The sequence below is a fragment of the Bacillus sp. X1(2014) genome (assembly GCF_007678255.1).
Genome location: NZ_VEED01000002.1, coordinates 94,591 through 110,009 on the forward strand (window position 1 = coordinate 94,591; position 15,419 = coordinate 110,009).

The 15,419-nt window shown below is 38.9% G+C and carries 14 protein-coding genes and 1 riboswitch; of the genes, 8 read left to right on the plus strand and 6 right to left on the minus strand.

Translation table 11 applies throughout. The annotated features are described in order from the left end of the window. Positions 1-58: 58 nt before the first annotated feature. Positions 59-160, minus strand: a riboswitch (purine riboswitch). 215 nt (positions 161-375) lie between these two features. Next, positions 376-1,374 (plus strand): NAD(P)H-dependent flavin oxidoreductase, encoded by a 999-nt coding sequence (locus FS608_RS04370; RefSeq protein ID WP_144548061.1) that lies wholly within the window; start codon positions 376-378, stop codon positions 1,372-1,374. Positions 1,375-1,514: 140 nt separating this feature from the next. On the opposite strand, the gene FS608_RS04375 is transcribed toward FS608_RS04370, so the two are convergent. Next, positions 1,515-1,802, minus strand: coding sequence for a hypothetical protein (locus FS608_RS04375; RefSeq protein ID WP_144548062.1), 288 nt, complete (start codon positions 1,800-1,802; stop codon positions 1,515-1,517). A 324-nt stretch (positions 1,803-2,126) separates the two neighbouring features. On the opposite strand from FS608_RS04375, the gene FS608_RS04380 reads away from it, so the two are divergent. Both FS608_RS04380 and FS608_RS04385 read left to right on the plus strand, forming a co-directional pair. Continuing rightward, positions 2,127-3,317, plus strand: coding sequence for a glycine C-acetyltransferase (locus FS608_RS04380; RefSeq protein ID WP_144548063.1), 1,191 nt, complete (start codon positions 2,127-2,129; stop codon positions 3,315-3,317). A 48-nt stretch (positions 3,318-3,365) separates the two neighbouring features. Beyond that, positions 3,366-4,310: an L-threonine 3-dehydrogenase gene (locus FS608_RS04385; protein WP_144548064.1), complete on the plus strand. Its 945-nt coding sequence runs from the start codon at positions 3,366-3,368 to the stop codon at positions 4,308-4,310. 164 nt (positions 4,311-4,474) lie between these two features. Here FS608_RS04385 and selD read toward each other — a convergent pair whose 3' ends face one another. Continuing rightward, positions 4,475-5,542, minus strand: a complete 1,068-nt coding sequence (selD, locus tag FS608_RS04390; protein WP_395947456.1) for a selenide, water dikinase SelD — start codon at positions 5,540-5,542, stop codon at positions 4,475-4,477. 129 nt (positions 5,543-5,671) lie between these two features. On the opposite strand from selD, the gene FS608_RS30070 reads away from it, so the two are divergent. Continuing rightward, on the plus strand, positions 5,672-5,911 hold the full coding sequence (locus tag FS608_RS30070) for an Rdx family protein (RefSeq protein ID WP_349632544.1): 240 nt from the start codon (positions 5,672-5,674) through the stop codon (positions 5,909-5,911). 99 nt (positions 5,912-6,010) lie between these two features. On the opposite strand, the gene FS608_RS04400 is transcribed toward FS608_RS30070, so the two are convergent. After that, positions 6,011-6,409 (minus strand): Hsp20/alpha crystallin family protein, encoded by a 399-nt coding sequence (locus FS608_RS04400; protein ID WP_144548066.1) that lies wholly within the window; start codon positions 6,407-6,409, stop codon positions 6,011-6,013. 168 nt (positions 6,410-6,577) lie between these two features. Here FS608_RS04400 and selA point away from each other — a divergent pair, with 168 nt between their 5' ends. Then, entirely contained in the window at positions 6,578-7,990 is a 1,413-nt protein-coding gene (gene selA / locus FS608_RS04405; RefSeq protein ID WP_144548067.1) for an L-seryl-tRNA(Sec) selenium transferase, read from the plus strand. Positions 7,991-8,501: 511 nt separating this feature from the next. On the opposite strand, the gene FS608_RS04410 is transcribed toward selA, so the two are convergent. Then, entirely contained in the window at positions 8,502-8,639 is a 138-nt protein-coding gene (locus FS608_RS04410; RefSeq protein WP_144548068.1) for a small acid-soluble spore protein P, read from the minus strand. 112 nt (positions 8,640-8,751) lie between these two features. On the opposite strand from FS608_RS04410, the gene FS608_RS04415 reads away from it, so the two are divergent. After that, the gene (locus FS608_RS04415) at positions 8,752-9,021 is read left to right on the plus strand and encodes a hypothetical protein (protein WP_144548069.1); all 270 of its coding nucleotides are present in this window, start codon (positions 8,752-8,754) and stop codon (positions 9,019-9,021) included. Between the two features lie 31 nt (positions 9,022-9,052). Here the strand turns inward: FS608_RS04415 and sspO are convergent, their stop codons facing one another. Next, positions 9,053-9,205: a small acid-soluble spore protein O gene (gene sspO / locus FS608_RS04420; RefSeq protein WP_098532148.1), complete on the minus strand. Its 153-nt coding sequence runs from the start codon at positions 9,203-9,205 to the stop codon at positions 9,053-9,055. Positions 9,206-9,535: 330 nt separating this feature from the next. Here sspO and acnA point away from each other — a divergent pair, with 330 nt between their 5' ends. Then, positions 9,536-12,241 carry an aconitate hydratase AcnA gene (acnA, locus tag FS608_RS04425; RefSeq protein WP_144548070.1) on the plus strand — a complete coding sequence of 902 codons (2,706 nt, stop codon included), beginning with the start codon at positions 9,536-9,538 and terminating at the stop codon, positions 12,239-12,241. A 319-nt stretch (positions 12,242-12,560) separates the two neighbouring features. Continuing rightward, positions 12,561-14,291, plus strand: a complete 1,731-nt coding sequence (gene abc-f / locus FS608_RS04430) for a ribosomal protection-like ABC-F family protein (RefSeq protein ID WP_144548071.1) — start codon at positions 12,561-12,563, stop codon at positions 14,289-14,291. Between the two features lie 87 nt (positions 14,292-14,378). Here abc-f and FS608_RS04435 read toward each other — a convergent pair whose 3' ends face one another. Continuing rightward, positions 14,379-15,416 (minus strand): NAD-dependent epimerase/dehydratase family protein, encoded by a 1,038-nt coding sequence (locus tag FS608_RS04435; protein WP_144548072.1) that lies wholly within the window; start codon positions 15,414-15,416, stop codon positions 14,379-14,381. Positions 15,417-15,419 lie beyond the last annotated feature (3 nt).

Sequence of the window (15,419 nt, forward strand, 5' to 3'; positions counted from 1 at the left end):
GACCTTTGGGCTATAAGTCCAAAAGGAATGGAAGTAGTACGCATCTTAAAAAGAGGAGATCTTCCCACTACTCACTCATAGTCAGACTGTTATCGGCAATCTGGTAGAAACTTGCGGGCCATATCCCCGCGATTATATGAGTGAAACGAATATGAATTTATTCACATTATAAAGCACATAAAAAGGGGAAATCAATAGGTTTTTTGCAAAAAGCGAACATTATAAGTTTTTTTTTACTCATCGTTCGTGTGGTGAAAACGCTTTATTTAGTTTAAATAAAACACTAACACAAAGATTGAATAACCATTCATTTTCAGTTACTATTAAAGAGAAAATTTATTCTGAAAATTCTAATATAAAGGGTGAGTGAGCAAAATGAGGAAATCAATTCCAGATTCCTGGTGGAATCAAATGAAATTACCAGCCATTTCAGCTCCGATGTTTTTGGTGTCAGGCACCGAACTTGTAAAAAATTGTTGTCTGAATGGGGTAATTGGTTCTTTTCCCGCTCCAAATGCAAGGCCAATTGAAGTTCTTGATCAATGGATGGGTCAATTAAATGCAGAGTTGGATGAGGCACGGACCCTCGAACCTAACCGAAAGATTGCACCGTGGGCGATGAATATGGTTGTACATAGTTCCTACGGCCGCCTGCAGGAAGAACTTGAATTGATTAAAAAACATCAGCCGCAATTAGTGATTACCTCTTTAGGAAGTCCGAAATTAGTGGTTGATATTGTGCATGAATATGGCGGGCTCGTATTCTCAGACGTTAGTGATTTGAAATTTGCTAAAAAAGCGGCAGAAGCTGGTGTCGATGGCCTGATTTTAGTAGCTAGCGGAGCAGGAGGTCATGCTGGACAAATTAACAACTTTGCCTTTGTGGATATGGTTCGCAACTTCTGGGATGGCATTATTGTCCTAGCAGGTTCTATCTCTACAGGCAAGGGGATTTTAGCTGCACAAGCTGCTGGAGCAGACCTTGCCTATATGGGAACAAGGTTTATCGTGGCTACCGAAAGTATGGCTAATGATGAGTATCGTGAAATGCTCGTCGAATCCACGCAAGAAGATATCCTATTAACTGATGCTTTCTCAGGCGTCATGTGTAATATGCTGGTACCAAGTATTAAAAAGGCAGGATTGGACCCAGGGACTCTGGTCAAAAAAGATCAGGTTAACTTTGATAGTATGCAAAGGGAAACAAATGCGAAAGCATGGCGCGATATATGGTCAGCCGGCCATGGTGTCGGGGCCATCAATAAAATTGAATCAGTGTCCGAAATAATTAGAAGTTTAGAAATCGAATACAAAGAGGCATTACAAAATCTCAATCGGAATGCAGGAAAATTTAGTTCCGTGTCAGTAAATTAATACAAATTAAATGAAAAGTAAAAAACGCTCAGCGCCATTTGGCTGAGCGTTTTTTAGTTCAAATTTTGTGGATATTTGATTGGAATATTAGTAATCACATACAAATCAGCCTACTGGTTGAGGACCAAAGCGAAGGTCAACTACTTCTTCCTTTTCTCCTTTGAGACGATTCTAATCACCTTATAACCTGGTTTCATTTTAATCTTTTGAACTCCATTATTGGTTGTCACTTGATACATGGTAAAATTCCGAGGTTGGCGTTCGAGTTCGTCAATTTTCTTAATGGTCTCTTTTTGAAAATATTTATGTAGTTTCTTGGTTTGCTTTTCTTGTTTTTCACCATAAAGGAGATCGTAGGCGAAGATAAACAAAAATATAAATACAGCACCAAGGATAAGTGTGTACAAGACAGAATATAAAAATGACAAGGTTGACATCCTTTCTTAAAAGCAATCGAGAGCATCTACTTCTTTAAGAAACCATTATAACGGAAATGGAATCTATTTTTAAGTTAATGTTTAGTGAATTATCTTAAGAAATAACATTATTTTGATTTGGGTACTCTATAAGGATATAAAAAATATTTTTCTTTTTTGTCCACTATATATGAACAACTTTAAAAAATTATGTTAAAGTATACATTAGGAATCCTTTAATACCGCTATTTAACAGCAAATTAACGTCCACCTGAAACGGACAACTGTTTTTCCGCAATTGACATTAAAGGTTCAAATAATTAGGGGGTATAAATAATGTCTAGTCATATTTTGGAGCAATTTTTAAATGAAAATCTTGAGGATTTAAAGGGAAAAGGCCTATACAATGTCATTGATCCACTAGAAAGCCCGAATGGTCCTGTTATCACAATAAATGGAAGAGAACTTGTTAATCTTTCTTCTAATAACTATTTAGGTTTAGCAACCGATGAACGTTTGAAAAAAGCTGCAGAAGGGGCTATTGAAACCTACGGTGTTGGTGCAGGGGCCGTCCGTACGATCAACGGAACACTCAAGCTGCATGTGGAACTCGAAGAAAAATTGGCTGAATTTAAACATACTGAAGCAGCGATTGCCTATCAATCTGGATTTAATTGCAACATGGCAGCCATTTCCGCCGTTATGGATAAGAATGATGCGATTCTATCGGATGAATTAAACCATGCATCGATTATTGACGGCTGTCGTCTTTCAAAAGCAAAAATCATCCGTGTTAATCACTCAGATATGGAAGATTTACGTGCAAAGGCAAAAGGAGCAAAAGAGTCAGGTCTTTACAATAAGATTATGGTGATCACCGATGGCGTCTTCTCCATGGATGGCGATATTGCTCTGCTTCCCGAAATCGTTAAGATTGCTGAAGAATTTGACTTAATCACCTATGTTGACGATGCCCATGGATCAGGTGTACTTGGTGACGGAGCAGGGACTGTCAAACATTTTGGTCTTTCTGATAAAATTGATTTTCAAATTGGCACATTATCCAAAGCAATTGGTGTAGTTGGCGGATATGTGGCGGGTAAGAAGAATCTTATAGATTGGTTAAAAGTTCGCAGCCGCCCATTTCTATTTTCAACTTCGCTAACTCCTGCAGATGTGGCAGCTAGCAAGAAGTCGATTGAAATCCTAATGGAAAGCACGGAACTTAACGAGAAGCTTTGGGAGAATGGCAATTACCTTAAAAAAGGTTTAAAAGAGTTAGGTTTTAATATTGGTAACAGCGAAACACCGATCACACCTTGTATTATTGGCGATGAAGCACTTACTCAACAATTCAGCAAACGTCTGAATGAAGAAGGGGTTTATGCAAAGGCCATTGTTTTCCCAACTGTACCAAAAGGGACCGGACGTGTTCGTAACATGCCAACAGCAGCACATTCAAAAGAATTGCTCGATCGTGCGATTGCAATATATGAAAAAGTCGGTAAGGAAATGGGTGTTATCTAAAAATATAACTACATTTTTTAACCTAAGTGAAGAGGACGGGGAACGACGATGAAGCGTATTTTAATCACAGGTGCTTTAGGGCAGATTGGATCAGAATTAACTTTAAAGCTGCGAGACATTTATGGAGCGGATAACGTTATTGCGACAGATATCAAAAAGAATGATAGTGAAGCTGCTCAAAGCGGCCCATTTGAGACTATTGATGTAACAGATTTAAACCGAATGGTGGAAGTTGCTAAAAAATACAATGTTGATACGGTTATGCACTTAGCCGCATTATTATCAGCCACTGCGGAAGCAAAACCGGTATTTGCATGGAATTTAAACATGGGCGGGCTGATGAATGGACTTGAAACGGCAAAGGAACTAAAAGCACAATTTTTCACACCTAGTTCGATTGGCGCTTTTGGGCCTTCAACTCCTAAAGACAACACCCCCCAAGATACAATTATGCGACCAACTACGATGTACGGGGTCAATAAAGTGGCTGGGGAATTATTGTCTGACTACTATTTCCATAAATTCGGAGTCGATACCCGCGGCTTACGTTTTCCTGGATTAATTTCCTATGTCGCACTTCCTGGCGGCGGAACCACTGATTATGCGGTTGAAATTTACTATGAAGCGGTCAAAAATGGAAAATACACTTCTTATATTGATAAAGGTACGTATATGGATATGATGTATATGCCAGATGCCTTGAATGCGATTGTTGACCTAATGGAGGCCGATTCCTCTAAATTAATCCATCGCAATGCTTTTAATGTTACGGCAATGAGCTTTGATCCAGAGGAAATTGCTGCTTCCATCGCTAAGTTTGTACCTGGATTTGAAATTTCGTATAAAGTAGATCCTGACCGTCAAAAAATAGCAGAAAGTTGGCCGAATTCTATTGATGCTACAGCAGCAAAAGAGGAATGGGGCTTTAAATACGCATTTGATTTGGATAAAATGACAAAGGACATGGTGGAAAAACTACGTCAGAAGGTATAATCTTAATAATCCCGAGCCGAAATGGTTCGGGATATCTTTTTTTAGTAAAGACTATGTTAAAACTTATTGTATATTTTGGCACCTTGTTGATTGGAGCGGAAATCAACAGGCAAGTTTAACAGAGCCAAGTAAAAAAGAAACAGCGAACCCACAGGGCTTCGCTGTTATCTTTTCACATAAATATATTTTTCCTTTTTCTCCGTAACTCTTCCTACAATCGAAGCATATGCTAGTCCACTAGCTCGAAGTTTCTCCACATACTCAGCGGCTTCCGGTTCACTGAGAGCAACAAATAAACCGCCGGAAGTAATCGCATCGCATAGGAGAAGCTGTTCTTCAGGTAGGATTTCCTCATAGACAACATCATCCGCTAACCATTTATGATTTGCCTTCGAACCACCGGGAACTACACCATTTTTAGCTAATTCTAGGGCACCTTCTAATACAGGAACTTGTGAAAGTGAAAACTCAAAACTGACATTACTACCGCGTGCCATTTCACTTCCGTGACCTAGGAGTCCAAATCCCGTTATATCTGTGACAGCATGAGGGTGAAAATCTGATAACTCTTCAGCTGCTACCTTATTTAGCGCTGCCATGGTTTCAGTCACAATTTGTTCCTGTTCCGGCGTTACCACGCTTCTTTTTATACCAGTTGTGATGATTCCGACACCGATAGGTTTAGTCAACACAAGGACGTCACCTGGCTCGGCCCCGACATTTTTCCACACTTTATCTGGGTGGACGATTCCAGTTACCGATAATCCAAATTTAGGTTCTTGGTCATCAATAGAATGGCCGCCCACGGTAATCGCTCCGGCTTCCTTTACTTTATCAGCAGCGCCACGCAATATATCTGAAAGCATTTCAGCACCCAATTTTTTAATCGGGAAGCCGACGATATTCAAGACTGTTTTGGGTTCTCCGCCCATCGCATAAACATCACTTAATGCGTTTGCAGCGGTGATTTGTCCAAACATATAAGGGTCATCCACAATAGGGGTAAAGTAATCTACGGTCTGAATTAGCGCGATGGAGTCAGTTAATTGATAAACCCCAGCATCATCAGATGTATCAAGTCCCACTAATAATTCTGGAACAGGTTCTTGTTTCGGTAAATGACGCAAAACTTGCGCCAGGTCCTCAGGACCAATTTTGCAGCCTCAACCAGCTTTTGTTGACAAAGAGGTCAAGCGTATTTTATCATGTTCACTCAACGTGTCCACCTCCATTTTTATAGTATAACTCTTTCCCTGTAAATCCGCACGAATAGACAAAAAATTTGTAGTGAAAGAGAGAATAGGTTAAAATATTAACACTATCCTGATGTAGTAAACTCACTTTTGATGGAGGTTATTTTTATGAAGAATTACCATATCATTGTAGAATTTTGCATGCAATGAAACTACGCACCTAAAGCCGCGAGTTTCGCGGAAGAGCTATTTAATCATTTTTTTAGGGATATTCAAAAGTTAGAACTAATTCCAAGTTCAGGCGGCGCATTTGAAGTGACTGTGAATGGGGAGAAGATCTATTCCAAGCTTGAAACAGGCGTATTCCCGGATACAGACGAAATGATTGAAATCATTTCCAAAAAATAAAAAGCAGCCCTCTGGTCCAAACGGATTAGAGGGCTACTTTATTATTTATAATAATATTATGTCAACTGATGTGCAAAAAATAATACCACAATAATGAATTTATGGCAGGGTAATGTATCTATTTTTTCCTACACATCTATCTGTTTTTGAAATTACAACTTCTAATATTCCATTACTAAAAGTTGCATAAACTGTCTGATTTACGACTTGAAACGGAAAGTTGATGGTCCGTACACGCATCTGTTTATTCATGGAAGGGGGGTATTTAGACGCAGATATCACTAATTTATCTCCTTCTATATATACCTTTATTTCAGAAGTTTCAAATTCATTTAAGATGGCCTCGACAATCCATTCCTTCTCTGTCTCATACAGATCGATTTGAAATTGGGTAGCATCACAATAAGATGTAAGTGGATCGAGAAAATATTCTTCCAGCCATTTTTCTACATCTTCAAAGTCAAAGCTTTCATTTTTCGGTTGTTTCTTTTTTGACATATTTAATCCCCCTTGCTCGTTTCATTTTATTCATAAGGGATAAAAATGTGAAAATGATATGCTATAATTGTAATGCCGAAGCGCCCCTTTCCTTAGTATCATCATTGGACAGGCTCAAAAGTAGGTATATATTATAGAAAAAGCACAATTGTTAAAGGAGTTTTTATCTTGAAAGAGTGGCTACGCTTCATCCCAGCTGTCCATGAACTTCAAAATCATCAGAGGTTTTTGAATCTGCTTAAAGGAAGTCAGTTGGATCAAATAAATTTGACTAAACAACTTAAAGATGTCATTGAAAGCATTCGGGGGGCAATTCTTTACGATAATTGGCCAGGTGCGAGACCAGGGACCAACGATTTTCTTGACGACCTATTTTCTATCCTCGAATCAAATATAAAGAAACAGTATTCTTATACTATTGAAAAAGTCATTAATGCAACAGGAACGATTTTACATACGAATTTAGGAAGGGCTAGATTGAGCGAAAACGCAATCAACCATGTGATTGAGACAGCAAGGAACTATTCCAACCTTGAGTACAAGTTATCAGAAGGCGAAAGAGGCTCACGACATAGTCATGTTGAAGCCTTAATTAAAGAAATCACTGGGGCTGAAGCAGCCATGGTGGTTAATAATAATGCGTCTGCTGTTTTTCTTGTCTTAAGAGCCCTGGCTGCTCAAAAAGAAGTCATAGTTTCAAGGGGACAACTTGTTGAAATTGGCGGCTCGTTTCGAATTTCTTCGATTATGGAAGAAAGTGGAGCAAAGTTAACTGAAATTGGCACCACTAATAAAACGCATCTATTTGATTATGAAAAAGCAGTCAGCCCAGACACAGCGATTGTCATGAAAGTTCATACGAGTAATTTTAAAGTGATTGGTTTTACCAAAACGGTCGAAACAGAAGAACTTGTTAATCTTACGAAACGATTGGAAGATGTCATTTTTTATGAAGATCTCGGAAGTGGTGCGTTATACGATTTCAGGAAACACGGAATTGGTGAGGAACCTGTCGTAAAAGAGGTCATTGGATTAGGCGCAGATGTTGTATCTTTTAGTGGAGACAAGCTCCTTGGCGGACCACAGGCAGGGATTATTGCCGGTAAAAAAGAAATCATTGACCGCTTGAAAAAACACCAGTTGGCACGCGTACTGCGTGTCGACAAAATGACGTTAGCTGCATTAGAAGGAACATTAATTGAATATGCCCGCGGTGAAACTGGAATGGTAAATATTCCAACGCTTCGAGATTTATTAGTACCACTTGAAGAATTAGACGTTAGATCAAAGTCTTTTGTTACAAATTTATTACACAACACTGGAAAGTATGTTACAAAAGTTACTGAGGCAACCAGTCAAGTGGGTGGGGGAACGATGCCTGATGTGGAGCTCCCAACTATGGTTATCGCTTTGAAACATTGTACTCTGACTGCGGAACAGCTTGGAAGGAAACTTCGCACAGAAGCGAAGCCGGCTATTGTCGGTCGGATCCAAAAAGATGAATTTATCATTGATTTACGAACAGTGACGCCTGAAGAAGAGGAGCAGGTATTGCAAGCTTTAATTAACGCTAGTGAATAATAATAGGAATAAATCCAGCTTTATATTAGTAGAGCTGTTCGTTTTCACGTTAATGAAGACCTTTTTCTCTGGTTAAACAAGGGGATTTGGTCTTCATCGCCTTTATGATGACCATTTTCTCTCGCATATCAAGGGGATTTGGTCTTCATCACCTTTATGATGACCATTTTCTCCCGCGTATCAAGGGGATCTGGTCTTCATCGCCTTTATGATGACCATTTTCTCTCGCATATCAAGGGGATCTGGTCTTCATCACCTTTATGATGACCATTTTCTCCCGCATATCAAGGGGATCTGGTCTTCATCACCTTTATGATGACCATTTCTCTTGCATATTAAGGGGATCTGGTCTTCATCGCCTTTATAATGACCATTTTCTCTGGTTAATCAAGGGATTTTGGTTTTCATCTTCCTTGGTAAAGTAAAGTCGCCAATATGGCGACTTTATCCGTCTTATATTTGTTCTTTCAGTTAAAAAGTTCAGAAATGCACCTCAAAACTCTATGCCATTCTACATATCATGATGAGAATTATGTTTCGCTCTTGTATGGTTGCGATTTTTTACCTTTTTAGAACCACTTAACGGCTCAGGCTGACCGGATTGTTTTGGTGCGTTTTTTCTCATGTCTTTGCCATCGTTTTTGTTCATTTTTCATCCCTCCTATATGTTAGGATGCAGTCATTAAGTCCTTTTATACCGTATATTTTTTGTAGTTCTGTGCAATTTAACGGTAAACAAAATGAAGGAGTGAATGAAGCAAATGCAAAAGTTTCCTTACAACAAAGATAAACAACAAGCATTTCAAGCAGCACAGCAAGGGTATGAGAATGCCCAAGGACTATATGAGACCATCGTGAGTGATAGTGCAAGTTACGGTCATCAACTGAAACATCTGAAAGATGAAGTAAATGAAGCATACCAGCAGATTTCAAATGCCATGGAAGTAGCATCAGAACATCAACGGGCACAGTTAGAGCGTTTCCAACAGGATTTATCAACCATGGTATCAGAAGTCAATCAAGTGGAATAAGAAAAGCAGGCGGGATATCGCCTGCTTTCTGTTATTGATTCTTTTTCCGTTTTTTGTTATTCATTCTTTCTTTGGCAGTTAATTCAGGTTCACTGGCAAATTCCTCATTAAAGCCGGCACCTTTTCCTTGGCCTTTAGCAGCATTCATCCCTGGAATTACATGATTAGACTTTCGTTTCACCATTGTAATCACCTCCTACAACATTACTATTTCCTGCATAGCAAAAATAATGACAAAGAAAAGTTTTTTTGAGATAATAATAGTGAAAATTTCGTTTTTTCCCTACCTACATCTACATTAGCACAGATGATGTTTTTTGAATTTTCAGAACAAAATACATAAAAAAACATAAGAAAAACTTATCAATCACAATAACTTTCTTGTTATTTACTTATGAATTTGGTTGTATTAAGATAAGAATTGTGAGAAAAGTTAAGACGGATGGGAAAATTCAAACTTTTCGACTTTTCATTTATTTTGGTGAATTATGACGAATGAGGGGGTTTTTAACACATGGTTAAAAACGATGTATTTAACGCACGAGCTTCTTTTGAAGCCAATGGTAAACGTTATCACTATTACCGTCTAAGTGCACTTGAAGAGGCAGGAATCGGCAACGTTTCTAAATTGCCTTACTCAGTAAAAGTTTTACTTGAATCTGTACTTCGCCAATATGATGGCCGCGTAATCGCAAAAGAGCACGTTGAAAACTTAGCTAAATGGGGAACTGCTGAGCTTAAAGAGGTGGATGTTCCATTCAAGCCTTCACGTGTAATCCTTCAAGACTTCACAGGAGTTCCAGCAGTAGTCGACCTTGCTTCACTAAGAAAAGCAATGGCTGACCTAGGCGGGGACCCAGACAAAATTAATCCAGAAAAAACTGTAGACCTTGTTATTGATCACTCTGTACAAGTTGATGCGTATGGATCTAGTGATTCTTTACGAGTGAATATGGATTTAGAATTTGAACGTAATGCTGAGCGTTACCAGTTCCTTAGCTGGGCACAAAAATCATTCAACAACTATCGTGCCGTTCCGCCTGCAACAGGTATCGTTCACCAAGTAAACCTTGAATACTTGGCTGATGTTGTTCACGTGGCTGAAGTTGATGGTGAATTAGAAGCATATCCAGATACATTAGTTGGAACAGACTCACATACAACAATGATTAATGGTATTGGTGTTCTAGGCTGGGGCGTTGGCGGTATTGAAGCTGAAGCTGGCATGTTAGGACAGCCTTCATACTTCCCAGTACCTGAAGTTGTTGGTGTTAAGTTAACAGGCGAACTTCCAAATGGAGCAACTGCAACAGACTTAGCATTAAAAGTAACACAAGTTCTTCGCAGTAAGGGTGTAGTTGGTAAATTCGTTGAATTCTTCGGTCCTGGTGTATCTGTACTCCCACTTGCTGACCGTGCAACAATTGCAAACATGGCTCCTGAATACGGTGCAACATGCGGTTTCTTCCCAATTGATGATGAATCACTTGCATATTTACGCTTAACAGGCCGTGAAGAAGATCAAATTAATGTGGTTGAACAATACTGCAAAGCTAATGGCTTATTCTTTGATCCTTCATTTGAGCCAGTTTACACCAATGTAGTTGAAATCGACCTTACTGAAATTGAAGCAAATCTTTCTGGTCCTAAGCGCCCACAAGATTTACTTCCACTTTCAAAAATGAAAGAAGAATTCGTAAAAGCTGTTTCTGCACCACAAGGAAACCAAGGCTTTGGCTTACAAGCAGATGAACTTGATAAGTCCGCTACAGTTAAATTTAACAATGGCGACGAAACTACTATTAAAACTGGTGCAGTTGCAATTGCATCAATCACAAGCTGTACAAACACATCTAACCCGTACGTACTAGTAGGTGCTGGACTGGTTGCAAAGAAAGCTGTTGAATTAGGAATGGAAGTTCCAAAATTCGTAAAAACTTCTTTAGCCCCAGGCTCTAAAGTTGTAACTGGATATCTTCGTGATTCTGGCTTACTTCCATACCTAGAGCAAATCGGCTTCAACCTAGTTGGTTACGGCTGTACCACATGTATCGGTAACTCCGGTCCATTAAAAGAGGAAATTGAAAAAACAATCGCTGAAAACGATCTATTAGTTACATCAGTACTTTCTGGTAACCGTAACTTCGAAGGCCGTATTCATCCGCTTGTTAAAGCAAACTACCTTGCTTCACCACCATTAGTTGTTGCTTACGCCCTTGCTGGTACTGTAAACATCGACTTCGCTTCTGAAGCAATTGGTAAAGATAAAGATGGAAACGATGTATTCTTCAAGGATATTTGGCCATCAACTGCTGAAGTTAATGATGTAGTTAAACGCACGGTTACTCCTGAATTATTCCGCAGCGAATATGCGAACGTGTTTGGTGACAACGAGCGTTGGAACGAGATCAAAACAAGCAATGAGCCATTATATACTTGGGATGAAGATTCAACTTACATTGCAAATCCTCCGTTCTTTGAAGGCTTATCACCAGAACCAGGTACTGTTGAACCATTAACAGGACTTCGTGTTGTAGGTAAGTTTGGTGATTCTGTAACAACTGACCATATTTCACCAGCAGGAGCTATTGGTAAAAATACTCCAGCAGGGAAATATCTGCTTGAAAAAGGCGTTGCGATTCGTGACTTTAACTCTTACGGCTCTCGTCGTGGTAACCACGAAGTAATGATGCGCGGAACATTCGCAAACATTCGTATTCGTAACCAAATCGCACCAGGTACAGAAGGTGGAGTAACTACCTACTGGCCAACAGGCGAAGTTACATCTATCTATGATGCTTGCATGAAGTACAAGGAAAACGGCACTGGATTAATTGTTCTTGCTGGTAAAGATTACGGAATGGGCTCTTCACGTGACTGGGCTGCGAAAGGAACTAACCTTTTAGGTATTAAAACAGTTCTTGCTGAAAGCTTCGAACGTATTCACCGTTCAAACCTTGTGTTAATGGGTGTGCTTCCACTTCAATTTAAAGATGGCGAAAGCGCTGAAACACTTGGTTTAACTGGTAAAGAAACCATTGATGTACAAGTAGGCGAAGATGTAAAACCACGTGATCTTCTAAAAGTAACAGCAACTGACGAAGCTGGTAACAAGAAAGAATTTGAAGTTCTTGTTCGTTTTGACTCCGAAGTTGAAATTGATTACTACCGTCACGGTGGAATTCTTCCAATGGTTCTTCGTGAAAAATTACAAGCTTAATATGGAGAACACCATGCCAAGTGGCATGGTGTTTTTTTATTGAAAGGATTGACAATCATTATCATTTTTTAATAAAATTTAACTAACAAACGAAAAGGAATGATTAAGGGCCGATGAAATTATAATCTTATTTTTCAGACATGATTCGAATAACGAAAAATGTTGAACCTGAAGAATAGGATTAGTCTGTCCTTTTTTATGTCCATATCGTATAAATGCCACTACAACAAAACCCTTTGTACAGGTTTATTTGTAGTGTCATTAACGACATATCTACGACATAATTCTCTCTTCAGGTTCAGGTGAAGGGAGTTTTTTTATGCTTACAAATCAACAGACTGTATTAAAAGTAATCGACATCGAAAAAAGTTTTCATTTAAGGAAGGTATTGGATCGTATTCAATTTGAAATAAAGAATGGGGAACGGATTGGGCTTGTCGGCTATAACGGAACTGGAAAAACCACATTGGCAAATATCATTTTTGGGAAAATGGCACCAGATAAAGGTATCGTAGAAAAATCAAAAGATTTAACGATCGGCTATCTTTCCCAATCCATTGATTATCAGGTTAGTGATTTTCAGCAGTCTTTATCAGGAAATACCAAAAATCACTTGCTCGAGCATGCGAGCATGTTAGGTCTCACGAAGGTTTATAACTGGGAAGATGAGCGTTTAGGACATTTAAGTGGCGGGGAAAAGTTAAAGTTGGCATTAGCAATGGTTTGGGCTTCAAAACCGGACTTTTTAATTTTGGATGAACCAACGAACCATTTAGATTATAAAGGGATCAAGTGGTTGGTTTCTGAATTAGAGAAGTTCCGGGGCCCCGTCCTAATTATCTCTCATGATCGACATTTCTTAGATAAAACGGTTACTAGAATTTTTGAATTAGAAAATAGCAAAATTAATTTTTACAATGGAAACTATAGTGATTATCGAAAAGAGAAGCAGCAAAGAATAGAAAATATGAGGCACCAATACGATGTCCAGCAGCAAAAAATAAAAGAAGTGGAAACACAAATTACTCAATTAAAAACCTGGTCCGAAAAAGCTCATCGAGAATCTACAAAAAAGGGGAAAGGACCAAGCAAAAGACAAAATGGGATTAAGGAATATCATCGGGTAAAGGCTAAAAAAACAGACAATCAAGTAAAGTCAAAAATGAAACGACTGCAAAATGAGTTGGAAAAAAATAAGCTTGAAAAGCCATTAGATGAAGTTCAAATAAGGTTTCAGTTTGACACGCAAGGGAAGAGAGGCAAGCGAATTGTCGAGGCTAAGAACTTGGCCAAATCCTTCGAAAATAGAACACTTTTTCAAAAATCCAATTTCTATATTAATTATGGTGATCGCCTAGGATTATTGGGTGAAAATGGCTGCGGTAAAACGACATTAATAAAAATGATGTTAGGCCAAGAGGGGTATTCCAATGGGGATTTGTGGAGCAGTGACTCGGTAGAAATTGCGTATTTAAGCCAAGATGTTGATGATTTGGCTGCAGAGAAAACAGCAATTGAAGCACTAGGGTTCACAGATCGTGAGAGTATTTTGAAAGCAAGAACTCTATTTGCCAATGTAGGCTTAAATGAGGCCCTAATCACTAAGCCAATCAAGACATTGAGTTTGGGGGAACGAACGAGAGTAAAACTCGTTGACATGCTAATGAAAGAGTATGATGTTCTCATTCTCGACGAGCCAACCAATCATCTAGACTTACCGAGTAGAGAGCAGCTGGAAAATACGTTAGCAGACTTTACTGGGACAATTATTACCGTTTCTCATGACTATTACTTCCTTAATAAGCTTTGTGACAGGGTGCTTGTATTTGAAGACCAGCAAATTCGACGGATTGAGATGAAACCTGATGAATATTTAAATCAAGATGTAAACAAAGGGGATGCCTTAAAAGAAGCCCTACTAATAATTGAAAACAAGATTTCATCTGTCTTAGGTGAGTTATCGTTTATGGATCTAAAAGACCCTAGATATACTGAGTTAGACAAAGAATTTAATGACTTACTTAAGCAAAAACGAAAACTAATGGGCTAAAATGATATTGAACAGTATGAATAAAAGGTCCTCATTCGTATCTAATGAGGACCTTTTTTCATTCTCATCAAGACAGCAAATAACCAATCAATTATTAGCCAATAAATTTAGAAGTTCTTTCTCTTTATCCGCCCGTATCCCAGCATTCCACTCATCCTCAGTCAATTGGCGGGTTTTCTCCCACTCATAAATATCAGTGATACTATCTTCAAGAGGCCTAAATGAAAGACCGCTATGGATAGCTTTATCAACATTGATAGAGAATGCACCTTTCCATGGCTCCACAGACTCAGGTGACAATGGATAATTCTCGGGTACCCAAAGCGGCATTTCCGTCCATGGGGCTACTTTCTGATCCAGAAGAAATTGTTCCTCTGCCCAAACCACATCTGCATCTGAACCTGTCACTTTAATACATGTATCGACAAACTCTTTTATCGTTAATGGATAATCCGGACCCGTTGCATTAAACGTTCCAGAGGAATGTTTTTCTTCCATATCAAGGATCCAATTAGCCAGATCTTGGTTGTCAATCATTTGAACCCGTCGGTTTGGATTTCCAGGGACCAGTACCTTGCCGCCTTTTGCGATTCTATTCACCCAATAGGGGACACGGTCCGTATAATCATTTGGCCCAATTAATTGACCTGCACGTATATTCAACACACGCCCCGGCATATTTTTCTCGGCTATTTGTTCACATAAAGCCTTAAAATGTCCGTAATATTGATAGATGGGTCCGTCGGCATCCATCGAAAGCTGATTAGCTTCCTCCATTGTCATTTCCAAGACGGGGTAGTTTTCATCCAAATTCTCCTGAATCCAATCTTGGTAGACAGAAATACTCGAGATAAATGTATAATGCTGGACTTGGTCTCTTAATAAGTTTGTTGTGTTCTGGACTGTATAGGGGATAAACCCGCTTGTATCAAGTACAGCATCCCAATAGCGATTTTGAAGCGCTTTCAAATTTCCAAATCGATTTCCATAGAGAACTTCGATATCCTTAATTCCGGGACTTTGAATTCCACGATTAAATATCGTGACTTCATGATTTCGTTTTAAAGCTTCTTCTACGAATGTTTTTCCTAAAAAGCGGCTTCCACCTAAAACAAGTATCTTCAAAAA